This is a genomic window from Levilactobacillus enshiensis (assembly GCF_007115095.1).
GTDB classification, from domain to species: Bacteria; Bacillota; Bacilli; order Lactobacillales; family Lactobacillaceae; genus Levilactobacillus; species Levilactobacillus enshiensis.
This window is the reverse complement of sequence record NZ_SULH01000012.1, coordinates 95,362-114,338: the sequence shown is the minus strand read 5'-3', so window position 1 is coordinate 114,338 and position 18,977 is coordinate 95,362. Positions and strand designations below refer to the sequence as shown.

Below are 18,977 nucleotides of genomic sequence, written 5' to 3'. Positions count from 1 at the left end.
ATCATCTATGCTCAGAACCAACGAGCAGCATTGAACAGAATCCTTGATCATGGCGAGTTTGATTTCAGTAATAACGCTGCCGAGCGTAATATCAAGAGCCTAGTCATCGGCCGAAAGAACCGGTTGTTCAGTACGAGTCAAGCTGGAGCGGAAGCTACAGCTATTTGGATGACTCTAATTGCGTCGGCCAAAGCAAGTGGCAACAATCCACAAGAATATATTCGTTATCTTTTAGAAAACATGTCACAACTGCCAGCATTCGCAAAGAAATCAGAGCTGGAAGCTTATTTACCATGGAATTTTGCGCATAATTCTTCAGGTAACGCTCAGCTAAATACAGTAGCCGCTTAAGGCATGGAAAGAAGATGGCGTCCTCAAAAACCGAGGACGCCATCTTCTTTCCATGGTTCCAATGTGATTTATGATATCAAAAAAATGTAGGAAAACCGACAATTTCCAATTGCCATTTTCCTACATTTTACGACCGCCATTTACACGTAGCCCCAAAATTACCTTGAAGTTCAGCAAGGGCCAGTCCATCTTAAGACTTATTGCTTATAGAAATGGTAAATTGGGAAAGAAAAAGCGAGTAGTTCGACTATATTAGAGGGATGGTCAAACTACTCGCAGAAGATGGCGTCTCAAAAATCGAGGGCACAATCTTCCTTTTGATCTATATTTCAACGCGGTCAGTTATTAGGTGCTTACTTCGTATTCACTAAAAGTACCTAGTAATCAATAACTCCATCCCCTCAATCCACAGTAATCAATATCCCACTAATTCTCCATCCAATGCACCACCTCAACCTGCATCGCCGGCCTAGGCGCAATCATCTGCGTATAGAACTCATCCGGATCCGGAGCCAGCAACAGCCCATCTGCCAGGGAACTTTCCGTATTGGCGTAGATGTACAGAATGAACGCGCGCTTATTGAGATCCGGGTTCTTCGTGCGGGGGATATGGTGTAGCGTCAGTTGCAGTAATTTGGCGTGCGCATCGTAAGTCATGCTGTAGACGATCTTTCCCCACAGGCGTTGTGGTCGGCCCGTCGTCAGACTTTTAGCTGCCGGTTCATGCTCAAAGGTCAGTGTCAGTGACGTGTGGTGTTGGATGATCCGACTGTAATAGTTATTCGCGTGGCGGCTCTTGACGAACTCGTGGTACGTCGTCGGCGACACGTCCTGATAGACGATGATTGGCTGCGTGTTGACCTTCACCTCCAACAATTCCGCGCGTGGCTGATAGTGCAACAAGTAGTGACGATGGGCATCGTACGTTTCCGCTATTTCCATGTCAATGGTCTCCTTTCTCTCAGAACACCAACGGCTTGCGGTCGTCGAAATGGTGATGGTAGTAGTCGTCCACCTGGCGCGTCAGGGTAATACCCAGCGCCTCATCAAAGGAGACATCGCCATAAACCTGGTGTTGGTGATTGGCCATCGTCAATTGCAGCACGCTAAGCTGGCCATCATAGGTCATCGCCGTGACCTGGACGCCGCAGGGGAGCCTGATTTGTTTGGCACTGGTCGCGCCCACCTCACTAGTCGTCAGGCTGACGGTATTGAGGTTGATGTGGTGACGTTTCAGCAGCTTCGTTTCGTAATACATATCCGGCTGGTGGCAGGTCACAAAGTCGCGGTAAAACTTGTGACTGATGCGGCGAAAGACCACGATTTGCCCGTTGGCGGTCTGAACCTCCAGCAGTTGTGCGCCCGATGCGTAGTGCAGCCGGTAGCGACCGTCCATCAGTGTTTGTTCTTCGAGTTCTAATGTGCGGGTCATGAGTGGCGTTTCTCCCGGTAAGGCTTCCATGGCGGTCATCGAACTGCACAGCAAGGGTAGTGCAGCACAATCATTTCCAGGTAAAATCTATCCTGATCCGGCGCGTGCAGCAACATCTCCACAATTTCACGGGGCACGTTAGGGTAGAGCAACTGGGTCTTCTCCAACAGGTTAACCAGCAGGAGCCGCTGGTTGTTGTCATAGGCAATCGAGATGATCAGGTGACAGTTAAGCGGCAATAGTTTCGCGGTATTCCGGCCAACGTCACTGAGCTGAAACCGATTGAAGCGAATCTGAATGTGGCCGTGATGAACGATGCTGTCCCGATAGTAGGCGACGGGATCGGCCGCAGTGCTGAAATGCTGATAGGTGGATCGACTGACATCGCGGTAGACGTAGATTTCACCGGTGATGATGCGCACCTCAAGTAATTCTGCTGGCTCGTTGTAATGGAGTTGAAAGTGCTGACGCGTTGCATTGTTCGACAGATTCCTAATTTTCATAGGAAGACTTCCTCTCATGAATCAAAGTGGCGGGCAGCGGCGAGCGTGGCTGAGAGCTGGGTGGCAGCCATTTGCGATTGGCGAGGCATGCTAGCGGGCTAGCGGTAAAGTAGTCGTTAGTCTGTACTGTGCGGCAGTTAGGTGGTGGCAGTGTCCCAGCTAGAAGGCCCCGGAGACACCGCGGTCCGCTAGACTCTGAGTCTAAGACACTAGTAACTAGCCGCAGGGTTTAGGAATACGTTAACATGAAAGATAATTGATAACTAGAAATAGAATGGATTGCTGATAGTTGCGCGGGGACGGGTTACTAACTGGTAGGAAAATCGTGTGGGGTGAGTAGTAGCGTAGCGGGAGAACAGAGGCAATGTGGTATAATTAATTGCGATATCTGAGACTTTTTTGAAACTGGGGGAGGCAATTTTTTATGTTATTGTATGTAAACTCAAACTTATTTGACAGCCCAGCCCAGGTGCTGGTGAATACCGTGAATACTGTGGGTGTCATGGGTAAGGGAATTGCACTTCAATTTAAAAAGCTCTATCCGGATATGTTTATGCAGTATCAAAAGTTTTGTGAAAATGGCAGCTTAACTGTTGGAAAACTATACATTTATAAGACACCTAGCAAATGGATATTGAATTTCCCCACCAAAAAAAATTGGCGAAATAAGTCTAAGTTGGAATATATTGAAGCGGGTTTGAAGAAGTTCGTCGCGACTTATCGTGAACGGGGAATTGAATCGATCTCGTTTCCACAATTAGGCGCTGGAAATGGTGGCTTGGATTGGGATAAGGAAGTTAAGCCGTTGATGGAGCGTTACCTGAAGCCGCTACCGATTAAGGTTTACGTGCATATTTATTCCAAATGGGAAAGAAAACCAGAGTATAAAAATGTCAGAGAGATGCGTCAATGGATTGAAAGTGAACCAACGTCTCTAAGCCTAGGTGAGTTCAAGCATGACTTTAAGTTGGCGCAAGGGGCAAGCGACTTTTATGAGGATAAGCATCATGTTGAAATTGTTGATAATGAAGATGAAATCGATGAAACTTCTAGTGATTTTATGGTGGTAAGCTTGCCGGATAAGCGTAGTTATGCACTTACGCAGTCAGATATTTCTGATTTCTGGACACGTTTGCGTGATCAAGGAATTATGTTAGATGTTGATTTCCCGCGAGTAATCTTAAGCCATTATGATAATGGCTTTTTTAAAAAGTTAATGGTTAAACTAGCATATATTGAGCTAATACCAGTTTCATTAGGAGATAATCAAATCTTCGCTTTGACGCTTAAAAAACGATTAGCCAGTGAGAAAGATGAAGCGAGTCATAAAGAAGATTTCCGAACGTTGCTGGAGGGGTAAACATGCGATATATAGACGTGATTACGCAGTTGACATCTAACACAATTGATGTTGGTCTAAATCCCACTAAACGTAGGTATTGGCCGAGATTTGCATTTCATTTCACGGATATACTTAATGCAGTGAGCATACTAAATAGTGGCTTTCTTGTCTCCCGGGACTATGCGGCGAGTCATCATATCATGATCAACGATAATGCTAGCGATTCAGTTATTTCGGGAACAAAGGATTTAGTTGAACAAATGGTAAGATTCTATTTTAGGCCACGGACACCTACGCAATTCTATAATGAAGGCTTTCAAACATCCTATAGTCGCGAACAGCGAAAATTGACTGCGAATTGTCCGGTACCTGTGTTCTTACTCTTTAGTTTGCCAGAGTTGTTGAACTTACCGGATACTAGATTTAGTGACCGTACATTGGCTAGGAATGAAAATGTGGAGCTGATGAGCTCACCAGAAGAATTTAGCCAGTTACCATTTCGGTATATTTATCATGATACCAGTATGATGGGCCTCTCTCCGGAGCAAAGAAGAGATGTTACAGGGCATAAGCACGCAGAGATCGTCATTCCAGAGAAAGTTGACTTAAATTTACTAAGACAGATTTTAGTACGTTCAACTGCGGAGAAGACAACCTTATTAACGCTGCTACATGACTGTGGAAACTATCAATTTGATGATTACATACAGCTAGGGGACGAATCTACTTTTTATATGGATCGAAACTTTGTTAGGGATGTTTCAATGTCGTCAACAGAGTTCAGTATTCAGAATCGTGTGAAGAATCCGTATCCATCTGACTGGGGAGTTACGAACGCAAATGAACCAAAGTATGCTGTCAATCCAGATGCTAGAGATCGTTATTTAAATGTTACGATAAAATCAATAACACCAGATGGTCGAGTGGTTAACTGGCCGCGGGATGGTCATAAGGCTTTATTTAAAGAACAAATGTCATTTCGGCTCCGAAAGCCTGAGCCTATATATACATTAGAGGTTATGGTGGATAATCATGTTGCCTATAAAGGGCAATATAATAGTATTGACGACGAGTTGCCATTTTAATATAAGTGGTGTTGATAAAGATATCAAAAGCAAAGAGAGCAATTCGACCATTTCTTGGGATGGCCGAGCTGCTCTCTATTTGTCGTCACCTCTAAAGGGGAGAGGTGGGCTTATGCCTGGTGGTGCATCTTGTTAGTTTTGATCTTTACCACGTAAGACTTGAGAATCCACGCTTTGTGACCTGCGTGATCTTTAACTTGGTAGTAGGTGTGCGTCTTACCCTTGATCTTGATCCGTTCAACCTTGACCAATTTCCAAGTGGTGTTCTTGTGCTTCTTGCTCGTGTGACCGAGAAGCTTTTGGAGATGGGCATCCTTGAACCACTTCTTGTTGCTCTTCAGGTGGTAAACGTACTTGGTGTTCAGCTTTTTGGTTGAAGTAATTTTACCCTTAACCTTTTTGGCCTTGTGTTTGGCAGGAGTCGTTGTTTCAGTAGTTGGCACGACAGGTGTTGGTTGCGCTGGCTTTTCTGGTTGGGGCTTAGTTGAAGGTGCTGGTGCAACTACTGAAGGAGTTGAAGGTGCTGGCGTTGGCGCCGGTGTTGGTTTAACGGCGTTAGGGTCCGTGTAAGGTGTGTTCTTACCGTCTGTGGAGACCAGGTACTTAGTTCGCAGTTCAGCTTGTTGTGCTGGAGAGAATTTAAGAACTTTGGTGATGTACTTGTCCATAGTACCGTAACGGGACATGATTTCTCTGAAGTACTCGTTGAGCCAATCTGGTTTTACTGTCCGGCCAGTTTGGTAAGACTGCATGAAGTCATTCATGATGGTTTTACGATCCATACCGAAGATGGACATTACCAGGACGGTTGCAATTCCAGTCCGGTCCTTACCCGAAGAACAGTGGAAAAGGGTGGCTTGGTTATTGGCCAACAGCATGTTTAGGAATTGGTTGTAGCCGTTAACTGCGGGAAAACCGAATTCGAGTTGTTGAACGTAGAAACCACCATCGCCAGAGAATTTATCTGAGTTTAAGGCAGTACCGTCAGTAAAAGCGTATTCGCCAAGAATTGAAATATCAGTATTTTTAGCGCCTGGAATTAGTTGGTCAGGAGCTTTGTTAATTTGACCGTTAGTTCGGAAATCAACAACAGACGTGACGTGATGGTCTTTACTTAAAATGGTCTTGTCTGTATTGGTTAGTTTGTTCAAGTTGTCAGAACGAAGAAGACGGTTGTGTTTGATTTGCCATTTGCCGTCAGCAGTTTTATAGCCACCAATATCCCGTGTGTTTTTGGTACCGGACAATTTGATCAGAGTGTCGTTCACATCGCCATAAAGGGCAACCTGTTCTGCCATCTCGTCGGTTGAGAGACGGGGCTGAACCGTGAGGGGGGCTAACTGCTTGTCAGTCTTACCAGTCGTCGTTGCTTGCGTCCCCGTCGTGCTAGTTGCGATGACTGGCGTTTGTGAAGTTGTCGCTGCGGCTGCGCTAGGAACACCAACACCCATAAGGGATAAGGCGACACCGGCGAGGCTCAGTGATTTAACAATAGTTGATCGATGCATTTTTCTCCTCCTAATTTTGGACACTTTCTTAATACCTAAATTAGCGTAACAGGAGAATGTAGTGGGGGTGTAGATTTTGTGTACAGATTTTGTAAAGCCGATAAATGATGGATAATGACAATCAAATAGTATTGATTGAAAATAAGTATGCTGGCTTGGTTGTAAATAAAGATAGTGTTAGAGAATTCAGAATCGAATTTCTAACACTATCTTTTGACTTTTAATTAATATCCACGGCCCGGGTCCACCACATTAACCTTCAATTCCCCAGTCTCCTGCAGACTCTTTAAGTTATCCGCTAGGAAGCCAAAGATCGGTGCTGTATTCTCCATCGCAAAGCCAGTCTGGTGCGGTGTGACCAGTACGTTTGGCAGGTCCCACAACTTCGAGTCCTTGGGGAGCGGCTCCGTATTGAACACATCGAGGGCAGCGTTCAGCACATTCTGGTGGAGCAAGCCGTCGATCAACGCTTGTTCGTCGACCGAAGTGCCCCGGCCAACGTTGACGAAGACCCGCACGCCATTTAATTGGCTGAAGTAGGCCTCGTTGAAGTAGTGGTCCGTTTCTGGCGTCGATGGCATCGCGTTAATGATGACGTCAGTGTCTTTGATCAAGGCAGCGTCATCTTTCTGGGCCACCGTGCCCGCAAATCCGGCCACCGAACGGCCCGAGCGGTTCACGCCGTACGGGTAATTGCCAAAGCCATTCAACAGTTCCGCAATGGATTGGCCGATACTCCCGGTCCCGTAGATGACGACCTTTTGACTCGCCAGCAGCACTAAATCGTTGCGCTCTGGTGGCTGCCAGAAGTGGCCGGCCTGATTCTTTACTGCTTCATTGAAGCCTCGCAAGAAGTACAGCAGGTAGCCAATCGTGGATTCCGCAATTGCCGGGGAGTACACGCCGACTGCATTACTCAGCATGATGTGGTGATTTTTGATGTAGTCCAGTGGCAGATAGTCCACCCCGGCACTCACCGTTTGAATCCATTTCACATCGTTATGCGGATCCTGCAGCACGTTCAGTCCGTGTTTGCGACTCCAGCCAAAGATGGCGGTAATGCCACTGGCTTCAGCCAACTTTTCAAACGGGACCACTTCGGCGCCTAAAGCTTCAATCTGTTTCGTTTGGTCCGGATTCAATGCCTGAAACGTTAAAATTCGTTCTGTCATCGTAAAAACCTCCTCGAGCAATTAAAGTTCAGTGACGATTTGTGGAAAAAGGGTGGGGTGGCATCTGACCTTGCCTGCAGTGTAGTCGGTCGACCGCACGGGGCGTGGCAAAAATTCATTGGCTGGTTTGTTAACTGTCCGTTCAAATGGACAATCAACCACATTGGTGCGCAGCAATTCACACGAGCAGTCGACTAATGACACCAACAATTAGCCAAGCCGCGGATTACCTACAGCTTGAATCATTGCTAATAGCCAGCTCAGCTCTTGGTAATCAGCGTCACTTAGGGCTGATCAGACCGCCATCTGCGCTGATTAAATTCAGTCGGATACCACCACCACTTTTTCCGACCAATCGTGTTAGCTTTATTTTAGCACGAGTTTGCTCAATTACGGGCATATTTCTTTGACCACAAGTCGAAAACGTTTTCAACGATTAACACACATTTTAGAATCTGTTACGATAGTCAACCAACAATCCCAGTAGAAATTTCTGATATAATCCATCAACTTTGACGATATTAGCGCCCAACCATTGAAACTTGACTTATCACTCGATATAATGGACACAAGACAGCAATTATTTATTTACACACATAACGTTTGGGGAGGTTAGAAAAATGTTAAATCTTGGTCTGGATATCCTAGGCCTAGCCAGATTTCAATTTGGAATGACGACTGTCTTTCACTTCTTCTTCGTTCCATTTTCAATCGGGTTAGCCTTCGTGGTGGCCGTCATGGAAACCATGTACGCCATCAAGGGTGATAAAGATTACAAGAAAATGGCGCAGTTCTGGGGCAAAATGTTCCTGTATAGCTTCGCCGTTGGTGTGGTTACCGGTATCATTCAAGAATTCCAATTCGGGATGAACTGGTCCGAATACTCTCGGTTCATGGGAGATATCTTCGGTGCACCACTAGCCATTGAAGCTTTGGCCGCCTTCTTCTTGGAATCTACATTCATCGGCATGTGGATGTTTACCTGGGACCGCTTCAATAAGTGGGTCCACACGCTATTTATTTGGTTAGTTATGTTCGGGTCTTCACTTTCCGCACTGTGGATTCTGGCTGCTAACAGTTTCATGCAAAATCCTTTGGGTTACATCATCAACGCCAAGACTGGTCATGTCCAAATGGTCAGTTTCGGTAAAGTGGTGGGGAACCCGCAGCTGTGGAATGAATTTCCGCACGTTATTTTCGGTGCTTTTGTTACCGCTTCCTTTGTCATCGCCGGTTGCTGTGCTTGGCGGTTACTCAAGAAGGATCACGTCACGTTCTACCGTAAGTCATTGAACGTGGCCCTGGTCATCGGTCTCATCTTCTCTCTGGGCTCCATTGCCAGTGGGGACATGCAAAGCCGTTACTTAATCAACAACCAACCAATGAAGTTCTCCGCCATGGAAGGTCTTTACAAGGATTCCACAAACAAAGGGGAATGGTCCGCAATTGCGGGGTTTGACACCAAGCAACACAAGACGACTTGGTCGGTTGACGTGCCTTACGTGCTGAACTTGTTGAGTTATCACAAGACCACCGGGACGATTAAAGGTATGAACACCATCAACAAAGAGATGCATGCGAAGTACGATAAGAAGTTCGGGAGTGACATGAACTACTACGTCCCAACCAAGACGTTGTTCTGGAGCTTCCGGATCATGTCTGGTGCGGGGGCACTGTTTGCCTTACTCGCCATCGTGGGGTTGATCTTCAACCGTAAGAAGTCGCAAGCCATCATGAAGCAACGCTGGTTCCTGTACATCTTGGGACTGTGCCTGTGGCTACCATTTATCGTCAACACCGCTGGTTGGTTCATCACTGAATTCGGTCGTTACCCATGGATCGTTTATGGGCTGTTAACGATTGCCGACGCGGTTTCACCAAATGTTTCCGTGGCCTCGTTACTGACGACCAACATTGTTTACTTCTTAATGTTTGCTGGCATGGGCGTCGTAATGATTGTCCTCTGCCACCGGGTTTTGAAATCTGGTCCAGACGACGAATTGACTGACGGGTACGCATCCGGCGACACTGACCTCGATCCTTACTCAAAGGGGGCGTTCAACCATGACTAGTCTGCAATTTGTCTGGTTTATCTTAATCGGTGTGCTGTTTAGCGGGTTCTTCTTCCTCGATGGTTTCGACTTCGGTGTGGGGATGCTCGTGAAGAGTTTTGCGAAAAATACGGCTGAACGTGACGTCGTTATCCGCACGATTGGGCCACACTGGGATGGTAACGAAGTTTGGCTGATCACAGCTGGTGGGGCGATGTTCGCCTCATTCCCAATGTGGTATGCTACCTTATTCTCCGGGTACTACCTGATCCTGTTCCTGATCCTAGCTGCCCTGATTTTCCGGGGTGTTTCCTTCGAGTTCCGGGCAAATATGCAAACGGATACTTGGCGGAACTTCTGGGAATGGGCCGCAACCATTGGGAGCTTCTGTGCCGCCTTCCTGTTTGGGATGCTGTTCACTTCAATGATTGCCGGGATGCCTATCGATAAGAACGGGGACATGACCGCCCACTTTACGGACTACGTCAACCTGTTCTCCTTAGTCGGTGGGGTCGCCGTGACGGTGCTGTGCTTGGTCCACGGGTTAAACTTCATCCGCTTAAAGACGGAAGGTAGCCTCCGTGACCGGGCCTTGGCTTGGAACAAGATTCTCTATCCCGTTCTATTTGCTGGCGAAGTCTTATTCGCAGTCTTACTCTACTTCTCCACCGACTTCTTCGACAAGAAGCCACTGAGCACCACGGCTATCGTGGTCGCATTAGTCATCGTGACTTGCTTAGCTTACTGGGGGGTTCTGGGCAACCACGAATGGCTCTCCTTTATCGGCAGTGGGTTAGGGCTGGTCAGCGTCGTTGTGCTGATCTTCAATGGCCTGTTCCCACGGGTCATGATCGCCAACAACCCAGCTTACTCCTTGCTGATCAAGAACTCGTCGAACTCCCCGTACACGCTGCATTTGATGACGATCTTAACGTTTAGCATCTTGCCAATCGTTCTGATCTACTTCATCTGGAGTTACTGGGTCTTCTACAAGCGCTTGGCTTCACCTAAGCAAGACGCTTAGCCATTTCCCACAGTGGGTGATGGACGCACAAGCTATGAGTTGAATTTTTTCCTGATTAAATTGGCAGACGCCATGGAAGCCGTACCGGGTCGACCGGGGATGGTAACCATGGCGCCTGTTTCGTTACCGCAATGCACCGGGGTCGATTACTCGAAATACGGCTGTGAAAGCAGTATCATTACTGTATGTATTGCGGTTACATAGGGTTAGTCGTTTCAGCTGTGACTGGGTGACGGTCGCGGTTAACATGGTCGTGCTGGGGGTGAGAACTCACGGACTTGGGAAGTTGGTTTGATGGTACATCAAGGTATGCGGCAGGTGTGCTACCAAACTAGGGCGGTGCTGCTTTAGCACGCCGTTTGACCAAGCGGGCGACCATTTAGCATCAAGTGTACCTAATCTTTAGGGGGCGTTTGGATTTGATTGATCAACGTGTATTTAAGTTTCCCGGGGTGAAACCGGCGGCGGCCATCATGGCGGTACTGACAGTGATTCAAGCCATTATGATTATTTTACAAGCTCAGTACCTGTCCGTGGCCATCGTCCACTTGTGGAAACAACAGCCGATTGGGACCATTGTGGCCCCGTTGGCCGTCTTTGCGGTTGCCTTTTTGGGCCGCCATTTGTTAACCATCTTAAAGGATTGGCTCCTGTATCCGTTCGTCGAAAAAACGACCAAGACGCTGCGGAAGCAATTCATGGCTAAACTCTTCGACCTCGGCCCCAGTGTCGTGGCAGAGAAGGGGACTGGCAACGTGGTCACCATGGGCCTGGAAGGCATCGACAAGATTCAGACCTACCTGATGATGATCATCGGTAAGGTTCTTGACCTGTCGATCACACCGTGGCTGATCCTGATTTATATTGCCATGATCCAGTGGAAAGAGGCGCTGTTTCTGCTCGCCATCTACCCACTGATCATCTTCTTCATGATTATCTTGGGGTTAGCCGCCCAAGCCAAGGCCGACAAGCAGTACGCCGGTTATCAGCGGCTGTCCAATCACTTTGTGGACACTTTGCGGGGATTGCCGACCTTGAAACAGTTGGGGCTAAACGAGACCTATGCCGACAACGTTTATCACGTCAGCGAGGACTACCGTAAGAAGACCATGGCGACCCTGACGATTGCCATGACCTCCACCTTTGCCCTCGATTTCTTTACAACATTGTCCATCGCCATCATTGCCGTCTTCTTGGGCTTTGGATTGATGAACAGCACGATTCAACTCTTGCCAGCCTTGGTCATCTTGACGCTGGCGCCGGACTACTTTGCGCCCATCCGCAACTTCGCCAACGACTACCACGCCACCCTGAACGGGAAAAACGCGTTGACCGCCGTGTTGGATGTCTTACAACGCGACACGCCCAGTGACCGGGAATTGCTGCCCGACCGTGATCCCGTTTGGCAAGCCGACGATGCCCTCAAATTTGATCACGTGAACGTGGGCTACAGCGCCGACGACACCACGCTTCAGGACATCAGCTTTGACGTTCACGGCTTTCAGAAGGTCGGCATCATTGGGGCGTCCGGATCCGGCAAGTCAACGTTGATCAACACCTTGGGGGGCTTCTTGAGCCCACAAACTGGTGAGATCAACGTTCGGGGAACGCAGGTGCCTCACCTGGATCAAAAGGCTTGGCAACGTAGCTTCGTTTACATTCCCCAGGCGCCGTATCTGTTTCACGCCAGCCTCCGAGATAATCTGGCGTTCTATTCGCCGGATGCCGATGATGACGCGGTCAACGCTGCGGCGGCGAAGGCCGGCTTGACCGACTGGATCGCTACCTTACCCGATGGTCTGAACACGTCCATTGGTGAGGGCGCACGGGGCGTCAGTGGCGGGCAAGCGCAACGGATTGCGTTGGCGCGGGCCTTTTTGGATGATTCCCGCCGTATCTTGCTCTTCGACGAGCCGACCGCGCATTTGGACATCGAGACCGAAGTTGAGTTGAAGCAGACCATGTTACCCGTCTTTGACCACCACCTGGTCTTCTTCGCGACCCACCGGCTCCACTGGATGAACGAGATGGACTATATTCTGGTCATGGATCACGGAAAGATCGTGGAACAGGGGACACCGGCTGAGTTACAGCAGCGTGACGGGGCGTACGTCCGGTTACGGTCAGAAATGGAAGGAGCGACGGTCAAATGAAAGGGTTCTTTGCGACATTTAAACATGATCACTGGGTCATGCCCTACCTCCGGCGTTACCGGAAATTGCTGGCGTTGGTTCTCTTCTTAGGATTTATGACGTATTTCTGTGGGGCGGCGCTGATGTTTAACTCCGGCTACCTGATCAGTCGAGCGGCGACGCACCCCTATAACATTTTGATGATTTATGTGCCCATCGTTTTGGCCCGGGCCTTCGGGATTGGCCGGCCAGCATTTCGCTATGCGGAGCGACTGACTAGCCACAACTGGGTGCTCCGAATCGTCTCCGACTTCCGTAAGCGACTCTATCAAGCCGTTGAGAAGCAGGCCGTTGCGATTCGGCAGACGCACCAAACGGGGGATGTCCTGAGCATTTTAGCCGAGGACATCGACCATATTGAAAATTTGTACTTACGAACGGTCTTCCCACTGGTCATCGGCTGGTTGCTGTACCTGTTCGTGGTCATCGGCATCGGCTACTTTAGCTGGCCATTTGGGCTGTTAATGCTGTTGTTGCTGGGCGTCATCGTCATTTTGATGCCGCTACTATCCGTGGCCATTAACGGGCGGCGAGAATTCCAGGCGCGGCAGGTGCAACGTCAGTTCTATACGCAGCTGACGGACGCCGTATTGGGTTTGGGTGACTGGCTGATTTCTGGTCGCCGCCATGATTTTCTCGCCCAACAGGACGCCCCCATTGACGAGATTGCCTCGCTCCGGCGGGCTGACCACCATTTCCAGTGGTGGCGCAACTTTGCCATTCAGGTCGTCTTTGGGGCAGCGGTGATTTTCCTGGTCTGGTGGGCCGGTGTCATGTTCACCCACAATCAAGCCGAAGCCAACTGGGTCGCTGCCTTTGGCCTGGCACTCTTTCCAACGGTCGAACCCTTTTCTGAAATGAGTCAGGGGGTCAGCGAATGGCCCGTCTACCGCAATTCCATTCAACGGGTCAACGCGCTGGACGAGAATGAGCCGGTCAAGGTCGCTCAAACGGAAATTGGTGCGCTGGAAGAACTGAAGCTCGACCACGTGCATTTTACGTATGCTGGGGCGCAGCGGCAGGTCATCGATGACTTGTCGTTGACCCTGCATCCCGGCGAGAAGCTGGCGTTGCTGGGTCCCAGTGGAACGGGAAAGAGTACCTTGCTGAAATTAATGCTCGGTGATGAACGGCCATCCAGTGGGAGCGTCACGTTAAATGGCGAGCCCATCGCACGGTTACAGGATCAACGCGCCCAGCTCTTTGGAGTGCTCGATCAGCAGCCGTACCTCTTCAACACGACGGTCATGAACAACGTCCGTCTGGGTAATTTAAAGGCCACGGATGACGAGGTGCGGGCCGCCATCAAGGCCGTTGAATTGGACGACCTGATTGCGAGCTTGCCGGAAGGGTACAACACGGAGGTTCAAGAGGCCGGGAGCCGCTTCTCTGGTGGGGAACGGCAACGGTTGTCACTGGCCCGGATCCTGTTACAGGATGCCCCAATTATTATCTTGGACGAACCCACGGTCAGCTTGGACCCAATTACGGAACAGCATTTACTGGATACCGTCTTTAGCGTGCTCCATGACAAGACCATCATCTGGGTCACCCACCATTTGGCGGGCATTAACCATGTCGATCAGGTCCGCTTCATTGAAGGTGGTCACTTCGACATGCAGGGAACACCAGATGAGTTGTACCGTGATAACGCGCGGTTCCGGTCGTTGTATGACTTGGACCGTGGTCGGTAGAGGTTAGAGTAGATGGCACCATAATGGTATAAACAAAAAATGTTTTCTCAGAATTTTCAAATTCTGGGAAAACATTTTTTTAGGTTGTATCTAGGATACTTTATTTTTGCCATTATCGTGTCGAAACGTGCGCCACCAGTCAGTTTGTTGCGCTTAATCCCTGTTCTCACGTTAATGCTCGCAAACTAACCGCCTTGATGTCCCACTCTCATTACTGCGGTGGCAACTGTCAACGCTTATCGTCGTGGTTACACGGGATGACAAGCAAGCCATTCGCCAATCGTGGTACCCGCTAAGCGATTAACTTAGTGATCACGGCGCAGCAGCATCGTAGTTAATTTCGTCAAGTCATTTCGCGTGGTGCCCGCCGGTAATTGCGCGATGCTGCTCAAGGCCTTATCCGTCCATGCCGTTGCGAGCTTCCGCGCGGCACCGACACCATCGTACTGGGTCACCAACGCTTGGACAGCCTGAATATCTGTGGCCGTCATATCATGTTGCTTCTTCAAGAGCCGGTGAAATTCGTGCGGGGCCTTAGGAATCGCGAGAAGCAGGGGAAGGGAATAGACGCCGGACCGCAAGTCTTCTAGGATCGGCTTCTTCGTCTTCTGTGGGTCACCGGCGTAGTCTAAGATGTCGTCGAGCATCTGGTAGGCCCGGCCAATCGCGAGTCCAATTTCCCTGGTTAAGCGGGTGACGGCCTGTGGTGCGCCGGCGACCATGGCTCCCTGGTAACAGCTGAGGGCAAATAGTTCGGCGGTTTTACCCGAAATTTCTGCGAGGTACTCGTCTAGCGTCGTATTTTCCCGGTAGTTGAGGTCCATCTGGTGGAGTTCGCCCCAGAGAATCTGGTGCATGGAATTGACGTGATTTTGAACGAGATCACGGTCAGCCGTAGACTTTAACACCTGATTGAAGTAGACCGTGAACATGAAGTCACCGGCATAAATGGCGTTGCGCTGGCCATACTTCATCTGAATCGTTCGCACGCCGCGTCGTGTGGCTGATTCGTCGATCACGTCGTCATGGATCAGCGTCCCCACGTGGAGAATCTCTAAGGCCGCCGCGCCCGCTTGCAACTGTTCCGAGGTGGCTTGATCGCCAAATTCACTAAATAAGTAAAAATATCCGGGGCGTAGAAGCTTGCCGCCGGAGTTTAAGAGCGCTAATATTTTATTGTGGATGGGCTGGTTATCCAGCTGAACCGCTGCCATTAAGTATTTTTGCAACGCATTTAATTGCGGTTCTACCTGGGGAAATTGCCGCCAAAGTTGTCGATCCATTTTGCACCTCACTAGTCTATCCGTATACGATAAATTTTATGTTACCGATATATGGAAACGTTGTCAAATAAAGGTTATCATCGGTTTAGAAATTATTTTAAAGGGGACGCTCATGACTGTTCAAATCTTTCTCGAATTAGTAGAAATTAAGGCAAAAATTGCATCTGTCTGGCCGTTTTTACTCGGCTTGATTTTCGTTCAGGCTAACTTTCAACACCTCAACTGGGGAGTGACCAGCTTATTCTTCGTGGCGATGCTCCTATTTAACATGGCCGTTGACATCAACGACAACTATCAGGACTACACGAAGGCTGGTAATCAGGCCGCGGCGTGGAAGAAAAATACCAATATCATTGGCGTTAACCATCTGGCCGTGCACCGCATCTTTGCCTTGATGGCTAGTATGGCGGTCGTGGCCGGCATCATCGGCTTGTATTTAGTCTGGGTGACGGGGTGGCCGCTACTGCTGATGGGGATATTCTGTTTCTTAGTCGGCTATCTTTACGCCGGCGGTCCCAAACCATTGTCCGGCACGCCAACTGGCGAATTTTTCGCAGGGTTTACCATGGGCTACATGATCATGCTTATCACCGTCTACCTAAATCTCTATCAAACGGCGCAGTTTACCGGCACGTTATTGGCCCGGGTGTTGCTCGCTTCCGGGATCGCAATTGCGGCGATTGCCGCCTTGCTACTGGCGAATAACATCTGTGACGCCAAAGAAGATCTGGATTTGAACCGGAAGACCATCGTCTACTATTTAGGCAAACGGGGCTCCCTCTGGTTGTTTGCCAGTTTCTACGTGCTCGGCTACCTGTCATTGATCGTCAGTGTTGCCATCGGGGACTTGCCGCGCTGGTCGTTACTGGCCCTGCTGAGTATCCCACTGATTTACCGCAATGTGCAAGGATTATTTCGCGTTCAAGTCAAAAAAGAAACCTTCATCCTCGCCGTCCGCAGTCTCGGCATTCTCGCGCTAAGTACGGTGGTCGCTGAGGTTCTCGGATTGTGGTGGGGTTAAGCATTCGTAAATGTCGACGGCTTCCCGTTGTGCTTTTAAGGTTCAGTCAGGTACAATAAAAAGAAACACCTGTGAGCAGCGGTCATGACTTGACGGGTCTCTGGTCAGGGAATGCCACCATGGCGCAGGTAAAACAAAGATGGAGGTTCATTTGCAATGAAACTATTAGAGGATCGGATTCGTCGCGACGGGACTGTGCTGCCCGGCAATGTCCTTAAAGTCGATAACTTTTTGAACCACCAGGTTGATCCCCAATTGATGGACGAATTGGGCGCTGAATTTGCGCGTCGTTTCAAGGATACTGGCATCACTAAGATTCTGACCGTGGAGTCATCCGGAATTGCGCCAGCCGTCATGGCGGGGTTACACATGGGCGTGCCCGTGATTTTTGCCCGGAAGCACAAGAGCCTGACGTTGACCGATAACTTATACACGGCGAAGGTTTATTCCTATACCAAGCAGGTCAATAACGACATTTCCATCGACCGCCGCTTTTTGAAGCCAGCAGAAAAAGTGTTGATCATCGATGATTTCTTAGCCAACGGACAAGCCGTGCAAGGCCTCTTGGACATTGCCGCTACCGCTAATATCAAGGTTGCTGGTGTGGGGGTCGTCATCGAGAAACGCTTCCAAAAGGGCCATCAATTGGTCGAAGACGCTGGTATTCAGTTGGAGGCACTGGCCAGCATCGCTTCGTTTGAAGATGGTCAGGTTATTTTCGCCGCTGATAAATAAAATGCTAGACTTGTTTAATTATTGGCAAGACTTTAAAATGAAAGTAGTAAACCATTGCAGTGTTTAACGGAAAGATTATTAAACTTTAAGCGAGAAAGTAGGGAGTAAAATTGGCGAACACGGTCTTATATCCTGGAGATACGATTGGGGTGGTTGGCAGTAGTGCCAACGCCGCAATGTTAGTGACAACGGCCCGCAAGATGGGGCTGCGCGTTGGTGCGTACGGCGTGGATGAAACGAGCGAAGCGCTACAATTGGCCGATTTCAAGGCAGTTGGTTCAGCGAAGGACCGCGATAAGTTGCAGCACTTTGCCGAGAGCTGTGCGGCTATCGTGTACGACTCGGATCGGGTCAGCACGGATGTAATCAAATTCTTGGCGCAGTTTACCCGGATTCCGCAGGGGAGCGACATGTTGGAAATGATGCAAGACCGGCTGTTGGAGCGGGCTTTCTTCGAACAACTCAACGTGAACATCGCGCCTTATGCCACCATCATTAACCTCGATGACGTGTACCAGTCCGTCAATTCTATTGGCTATCCGTGTGTGCTAAAGCCAATCCAAAAGGAATGGTCGCATGGTCGTGAGTTGGTCATCAAGACCCAAACGGATATCGCGAAGGCTGCTGGCCTACTCGACTGGGGCACGTACATCCTTGAGTCGCAAGTCGCTTATGATCGCGAATACTCCATTCTTGTGGCTCGCGACCAAGAGGGCAATCAACAGGCGTTTCCCATTACGGAGGTCCAGTCCGTCGACGACCGGCCTATCCGCACGTGGGTGCCTGCACAGGTCGATGATGCGGTTGCCGGTGAAATCCATCGGGTAGCCAGCGAAGTCGCTAAGAACGTCAGCTACGTGGGTGTGTTCGAGGTCTCATTCTACCTAACCAGCAGTGGTGCCATTTACGTGAAGAAGATCGTCCCGGCACCTAGCGAAACGGGGTATGTCTTCGCGGCCGCCGCAACGATCGATGAGTTCTCTGAGCATTTGCGGGCCATCGCAGGGTTACCATTGGCTGAACCACAAATCTTGACGCCAGCGGTGACGGCCTCATTTACTGCGGGACAGCTGAGTGCCATGCGGACACAATGGCAGTTAAAGGCCAACTGGCACTTTAACTTCTACCATCTGCGTCACCAGCAAGACAATGAGACGATGGGCCACATCGCCGTTCAAGGGCCGTCAGTGAAGCCAATCTTGGATCAGCTCGACGACACCGGTATCTGGTCGGAAAAATCAGATAGCGCAGAATAAATTAGGTTAAGTCCGAAACACTGAGCGCCGTAGAATTCTCAAGTGAGAGTCTTTCTACGGCGCTCTTTATGTGGTCTTGGGTGGCTGGAATATCAGAATGTTTATCGTATTTCAGGCTGGTATTTGTTAAGCTTAAAAGGTTGAAAGATAAAATTCAGGTCTTGATCCAGTATTGAGACGTATTCGTGCTATTCAATTCGGCTAAATTGGGCGCACTACGGCTGCCAGGGATTCCGCCTGCTGTGGGGACGCTTCAGACTGGCAGAACACCAGTCTTCTCGCTCGCTTTGAAGCCACGAAAACCACGTGGCTTCAAAGTCGCCCGTGC

General features: G+C 49.4%; 16 protein-coding genes. 10 read left to right on the top strand and 6 right to left on the bottom strand.

Annotation, left to right across the window (positions count from 1 at the left end; translation table 11 throughout):
- Nucleotides 1-351 (top strand): IS66 family transposase (locus FAY32_RS14675; protein ID WP_158727589.1); only part of this gene is annotated, 351 nt, incomplete at its 5' end.
- 426 nt (nucleotides 352-777) lie between these two features.
- Here the strand turns inward: FAY32_RS14675 and FAY32_RS11950 are convergent.
- From FAY32_RS11950 to FAY32_RS11940, 3 genes are read right to left on the bottom strand one after another with little or no spacing between them, the layout of a single operon-like run.
- The gene (locus FAY32_RS11950) at nucleotides 778-1,293 is read right to left on the bottom strand and encodes a KTSC domain-containing protein (protein WP_143463658.1); all 516 of its coding nucleotides are present in this window, start codon (nucleotides 1,291-1,293) and stop codon (nucleotides 778-780) included.
- Nucleotides 1,294-1,312: 19 nt separating this feature from the next.
- The gene (locus FAY32_RS11945; protein ID WP_143463657.1) at nucleotides 1,313-1,783 is read right to left on the bottom strand and encodes a hypothetical protein; all 471 of its coding nucleotides are present in this window, start codon (nucleotides 1,781-1,783) and stop codon (nucleotides 1,313-1,315) included.
- A 35-nt stretch (nucleotides 1,784-1,818) separates the two neighbouring features.
- A complete protein-coding gene (locus tag FAY32_RS11940; protein WP_158727588.1) occupies nucleotides 1,819-2,286 on the bottom strand; it encodes a KTSC domain-containing protein in 468 nt (155 codons plus the stop codon).
- A 424-nt stretch (nucleotides 2,287-2,710) separates the two neighbouring features.
- Between FAY32_RS11940 and FAY32_RS11935 the strand changes: the two genes are divergently transcribed.
- Both FAY32_RS11935 and FAY32_RS11930 read left to right on the top strand, forming a co-directional pair.
- Nucleotides 2,711-3,646 (top strand): macro domain-containing protein, encoded by a 936-nt coding sequence (locus FAY32_RS11935; RefSeq protein ID WP_143463655.1) that lies wholly within the window; start codon nucleotides 2,711-2,713, stop codon nucleotides 3,644-3,646.
- Nucleotides 3,647-3,648: 2 nt separating this feature from the next.
- Entirely contained in the window at nucleotides 3,649-4,713 is a 1,065-nt protein-coding gene (locus FAY32_RS11930; RefSeq protein ID WP_143463654.1) for a DarT ssDNA thymidine ADP-ribosyltransferase family protein, read from the top strand.
- A gap of 110 nt (nucleotides 4,714-4,823) precedes the next feature.
- Here the strand turns inward: FAY32_RS11930 and FAY32_RS11925 are convergent, their stop codons facing one another.
- The gene (locus FAY32_RS11925; RefSeq protein ID WP_143463653.1) at nucleotides 4,824-6,221 is read right to left on the bottom strand and encodes a tyrosine-protein phosphatase; all 1,398 of its coding nucleotides are present in this window, start codon (nucleotides 6,219-6,221) and stop codon (nucleotides 4,824-4,826) included.
- 224 nt (nucleotides 6,222-6,445) lie between these two features.
- Nucleotides 6,446-7,393 (bottom strand): NAD(P)-dependent oxidoreductase, encoded by a 948-nt coding sequence (locus tag FAY32_RS11920; protein WP_143463652.1) that lies wholly within the window; start codon nucleotides 7,391-7,393, stop codon nucleotides 6,446-6,448.
- 620 nt (nucleotides 7,394-8,013) lie between these two features.
- On the opposite strand from FAY32_RS11920, the gene FAY32_RS11915 reads away from it, so the two are divergent.
- The 4 genes from FAY32_RS11915 (at nucleotide 8,014) to cydC (ending at nucleotide 14,354) form a co-directional block, all read left to right on the top strand.
- Entirely contained in the window at nucleotides 8,014-9,465 is a 1,452-nt protein-coding gene (locus FAY32_RS11915) for a cytochrome ubiquinol oxidase subunit I (RefSeq protein WP_143463651.1), read from the top strand.
- Complete coding sequence (gene cydB / locus FAY32_RS11910) at nucleotides 9,458-10,468, top strand: cytochrome d ubiquinol oxidase subunit II (RefSeq protein WP_143463650.1); 1,011 nt, start codon at nucleotides 9,458-9,460, stop codon at nucleotides 10,466-10,468. Before FAY32_RS11915 ends, cydB begins: the two co-directional genes overlap by 8 nt.
- Nucleotides 10,469-10,887: 419 nt before the next feature.
- Nucleotides 10,888-12,621, top strand: coding sequence for a thiol reductant ABC exporter subunit CydD (cydD, locus tag FAY32_RS11905; RefSeq protein ID WP_143463649.1), 1,734 nt, complete (start codon nucleotides 10,888-10,890; stop codon nucleotides 12,619-12,621).
- The gene (cydC, locus tag FAY32_RS11900) at nucleotides 12,618-14,354 is read left to right on the top strand and encodes a thiol reductant ABC exporter subunit CydC (RefSeq protein WP_143463648.1); all 1,737 of its coding nucleotides are present in this window, start codon (nucleotides 12,618-12,620) and stop codon (nucleotides 14,352-14,354) included. The genes cydD and cydC overlap by 4 nt, the downstream gene beginning before the upstream one ends.
- Before the next feature lie 305 nt (nucleotides 14,355-14,659).
- Here the strand turns inward: cydC and FAY32_RS11895 are convergent, their stop codons facing one another.
- The gene (locus tag FAY32_RS11895; protein ID WP_143463647.1) at nucleotides 14,660-15,637 is read right to left on the bottom strand and encodes a polyprenyl synthetase family protein; all 978 of its coding nucleotides are present in this window, start codon (nucleotides 15,635-15,637) and stop codon (nucleotides 14,660-14,662) included.
- A gap of 112 nt (nucleotides 15,638-15,749) precedes the next feature.
- Between FAY32_RS11895 and FAY32_RS11890 the strand changes: the two genes are divergently transcribed.
- The 3 genes from FAY32_RS11890 (at nucleotide 15,750) to FAY32_RS11880 (ending at nucleotide 18,649) form a co-directional block, all read left to right on the top strand.
- A complete protein-coding gene (locus tag FAY32_RS11890) occupies nucleotides 15,750-16,658 on the top strand; it encodes a 1,4-dihydroxy-2-naphthoate polyprenyltransferase (RefSeq protein WP_143463646.1) in 909 nt (302 codons plus the stop codon).
- Nucleotides 16,659-16,814: 156 nt separating this feature from the next.
- Complete coding sequence (locus tag FAY32_RS11885) at nucleotides 16,815-17,393, top strand: xanthine phosphoribosyltransferase (RefSeq protein ID WP_143463645.1); 579 nt, start codon at nucleotides 16,815-16,817, stop codon at nucleotides 17,391-17,393.
- Nucleotides 17,394-17,503: 110 nt separating this feature from the next.
- The gene (locus FAY32_RS11880) at nucleotides 17,504-18,649 is read left to right on the top strand and encodes an ATP-grasp domain-containing protein (protein ID WP_191988187.1); all 1,146 of its coding nucleotides are present in this window, start codon (nucleotides 17,504-17,506) and stop codon (nucleotides 18,647-18,649) included.
- Nucleotides 18,650-18,977 lie beyond the last annotated feature (328 nt).

Coding starts and splice junctions, on each gene's coding strand:
- FAY32_RS11950 (WP_143463658.1), bottom strand. CDS start 1,293: ATGGAAATAGCGGAAACGTACGATGCCCATCGTCACTACTTGTTGCAC.
- FAY32_RS11945 (WP_143463657.1), bottom strand. CDS start 1,783: ATGACCCGCACATTAGAACTCGAAGAACAAACACTGATGGACGGTCGC.
- FAY32_RS11940 (WP_158727588.1), bottom strand. CDS start 2,286: ATGAAAATTAGGAATCTGTCGAACAATGCAACGCGTCAGCACTTTCAA.
- FAY32_RS11935 (WP_143463655.1), top strand. CDS start 2,711: ATGTTATTGTATGTAAACTCAAACTTATTTGACAGCCCAGCCCAGGTG.
- FAY32_RS11930 (WP_143463654.1), top strand. CDS start 3,649: ATGCGATATATAGACGTGATTACGCAGTTGACATCTAACACAATTGAT.
- FAY32_RS11925 (WP_143463653.1), bottom strand. CDS start 6,221: ATGCATCGATCAACTATTGTTAAATCACTGAGCCTCGCCGGTGTCGCC.
- FAY32_RS11920 (WP_143463652.1), bottom strand. CDS start 7,393: ATGACAGAACGAATTTTAACGTTTCAGGCATTGAATCCGGACCAAACG.
- FAY32_RS11915 (WP_143463651.1), top strand. CDS start 8,014: ATGTTAAATCTTGGTCTGGATATCCTAGGCCTAGCCAGATTTCAATTT.
- cydB (WP_143463650.1), top strand. CDS start 9,458: ATGACTAGTCTGCAATTTGTCTGGTTTATCTTAATCGGTGTGCTGTTT.
- cydC (WP_143463648.1), top strand. CDS start 12,618: ATGAAAGGGTTCTTTGCGACATTTAAACATGATCACTGGGTCATGCCC.
- FAY32_RS11895 (WP_143463647.1), bottom strand. CDS start 15,637: ATGGATCGACAACTTTGGCGGCAATTTCCCCAGGTAGAACCGCAATTA.
- FAY32_RS11890 (WP_143463646.1), top strand. CDS start 15,750: ATGACTGTTCAAATCTTTCTCGAATTAGTAGAAATTAAGGCAAAAATT.
- FAY32_RS11885 (WP_143463645.1), top strand. CDS start 16,815: ATGAAACTATTAGAGGATCGGATTCGTCGCGACGGGACTGTGCTGCCC.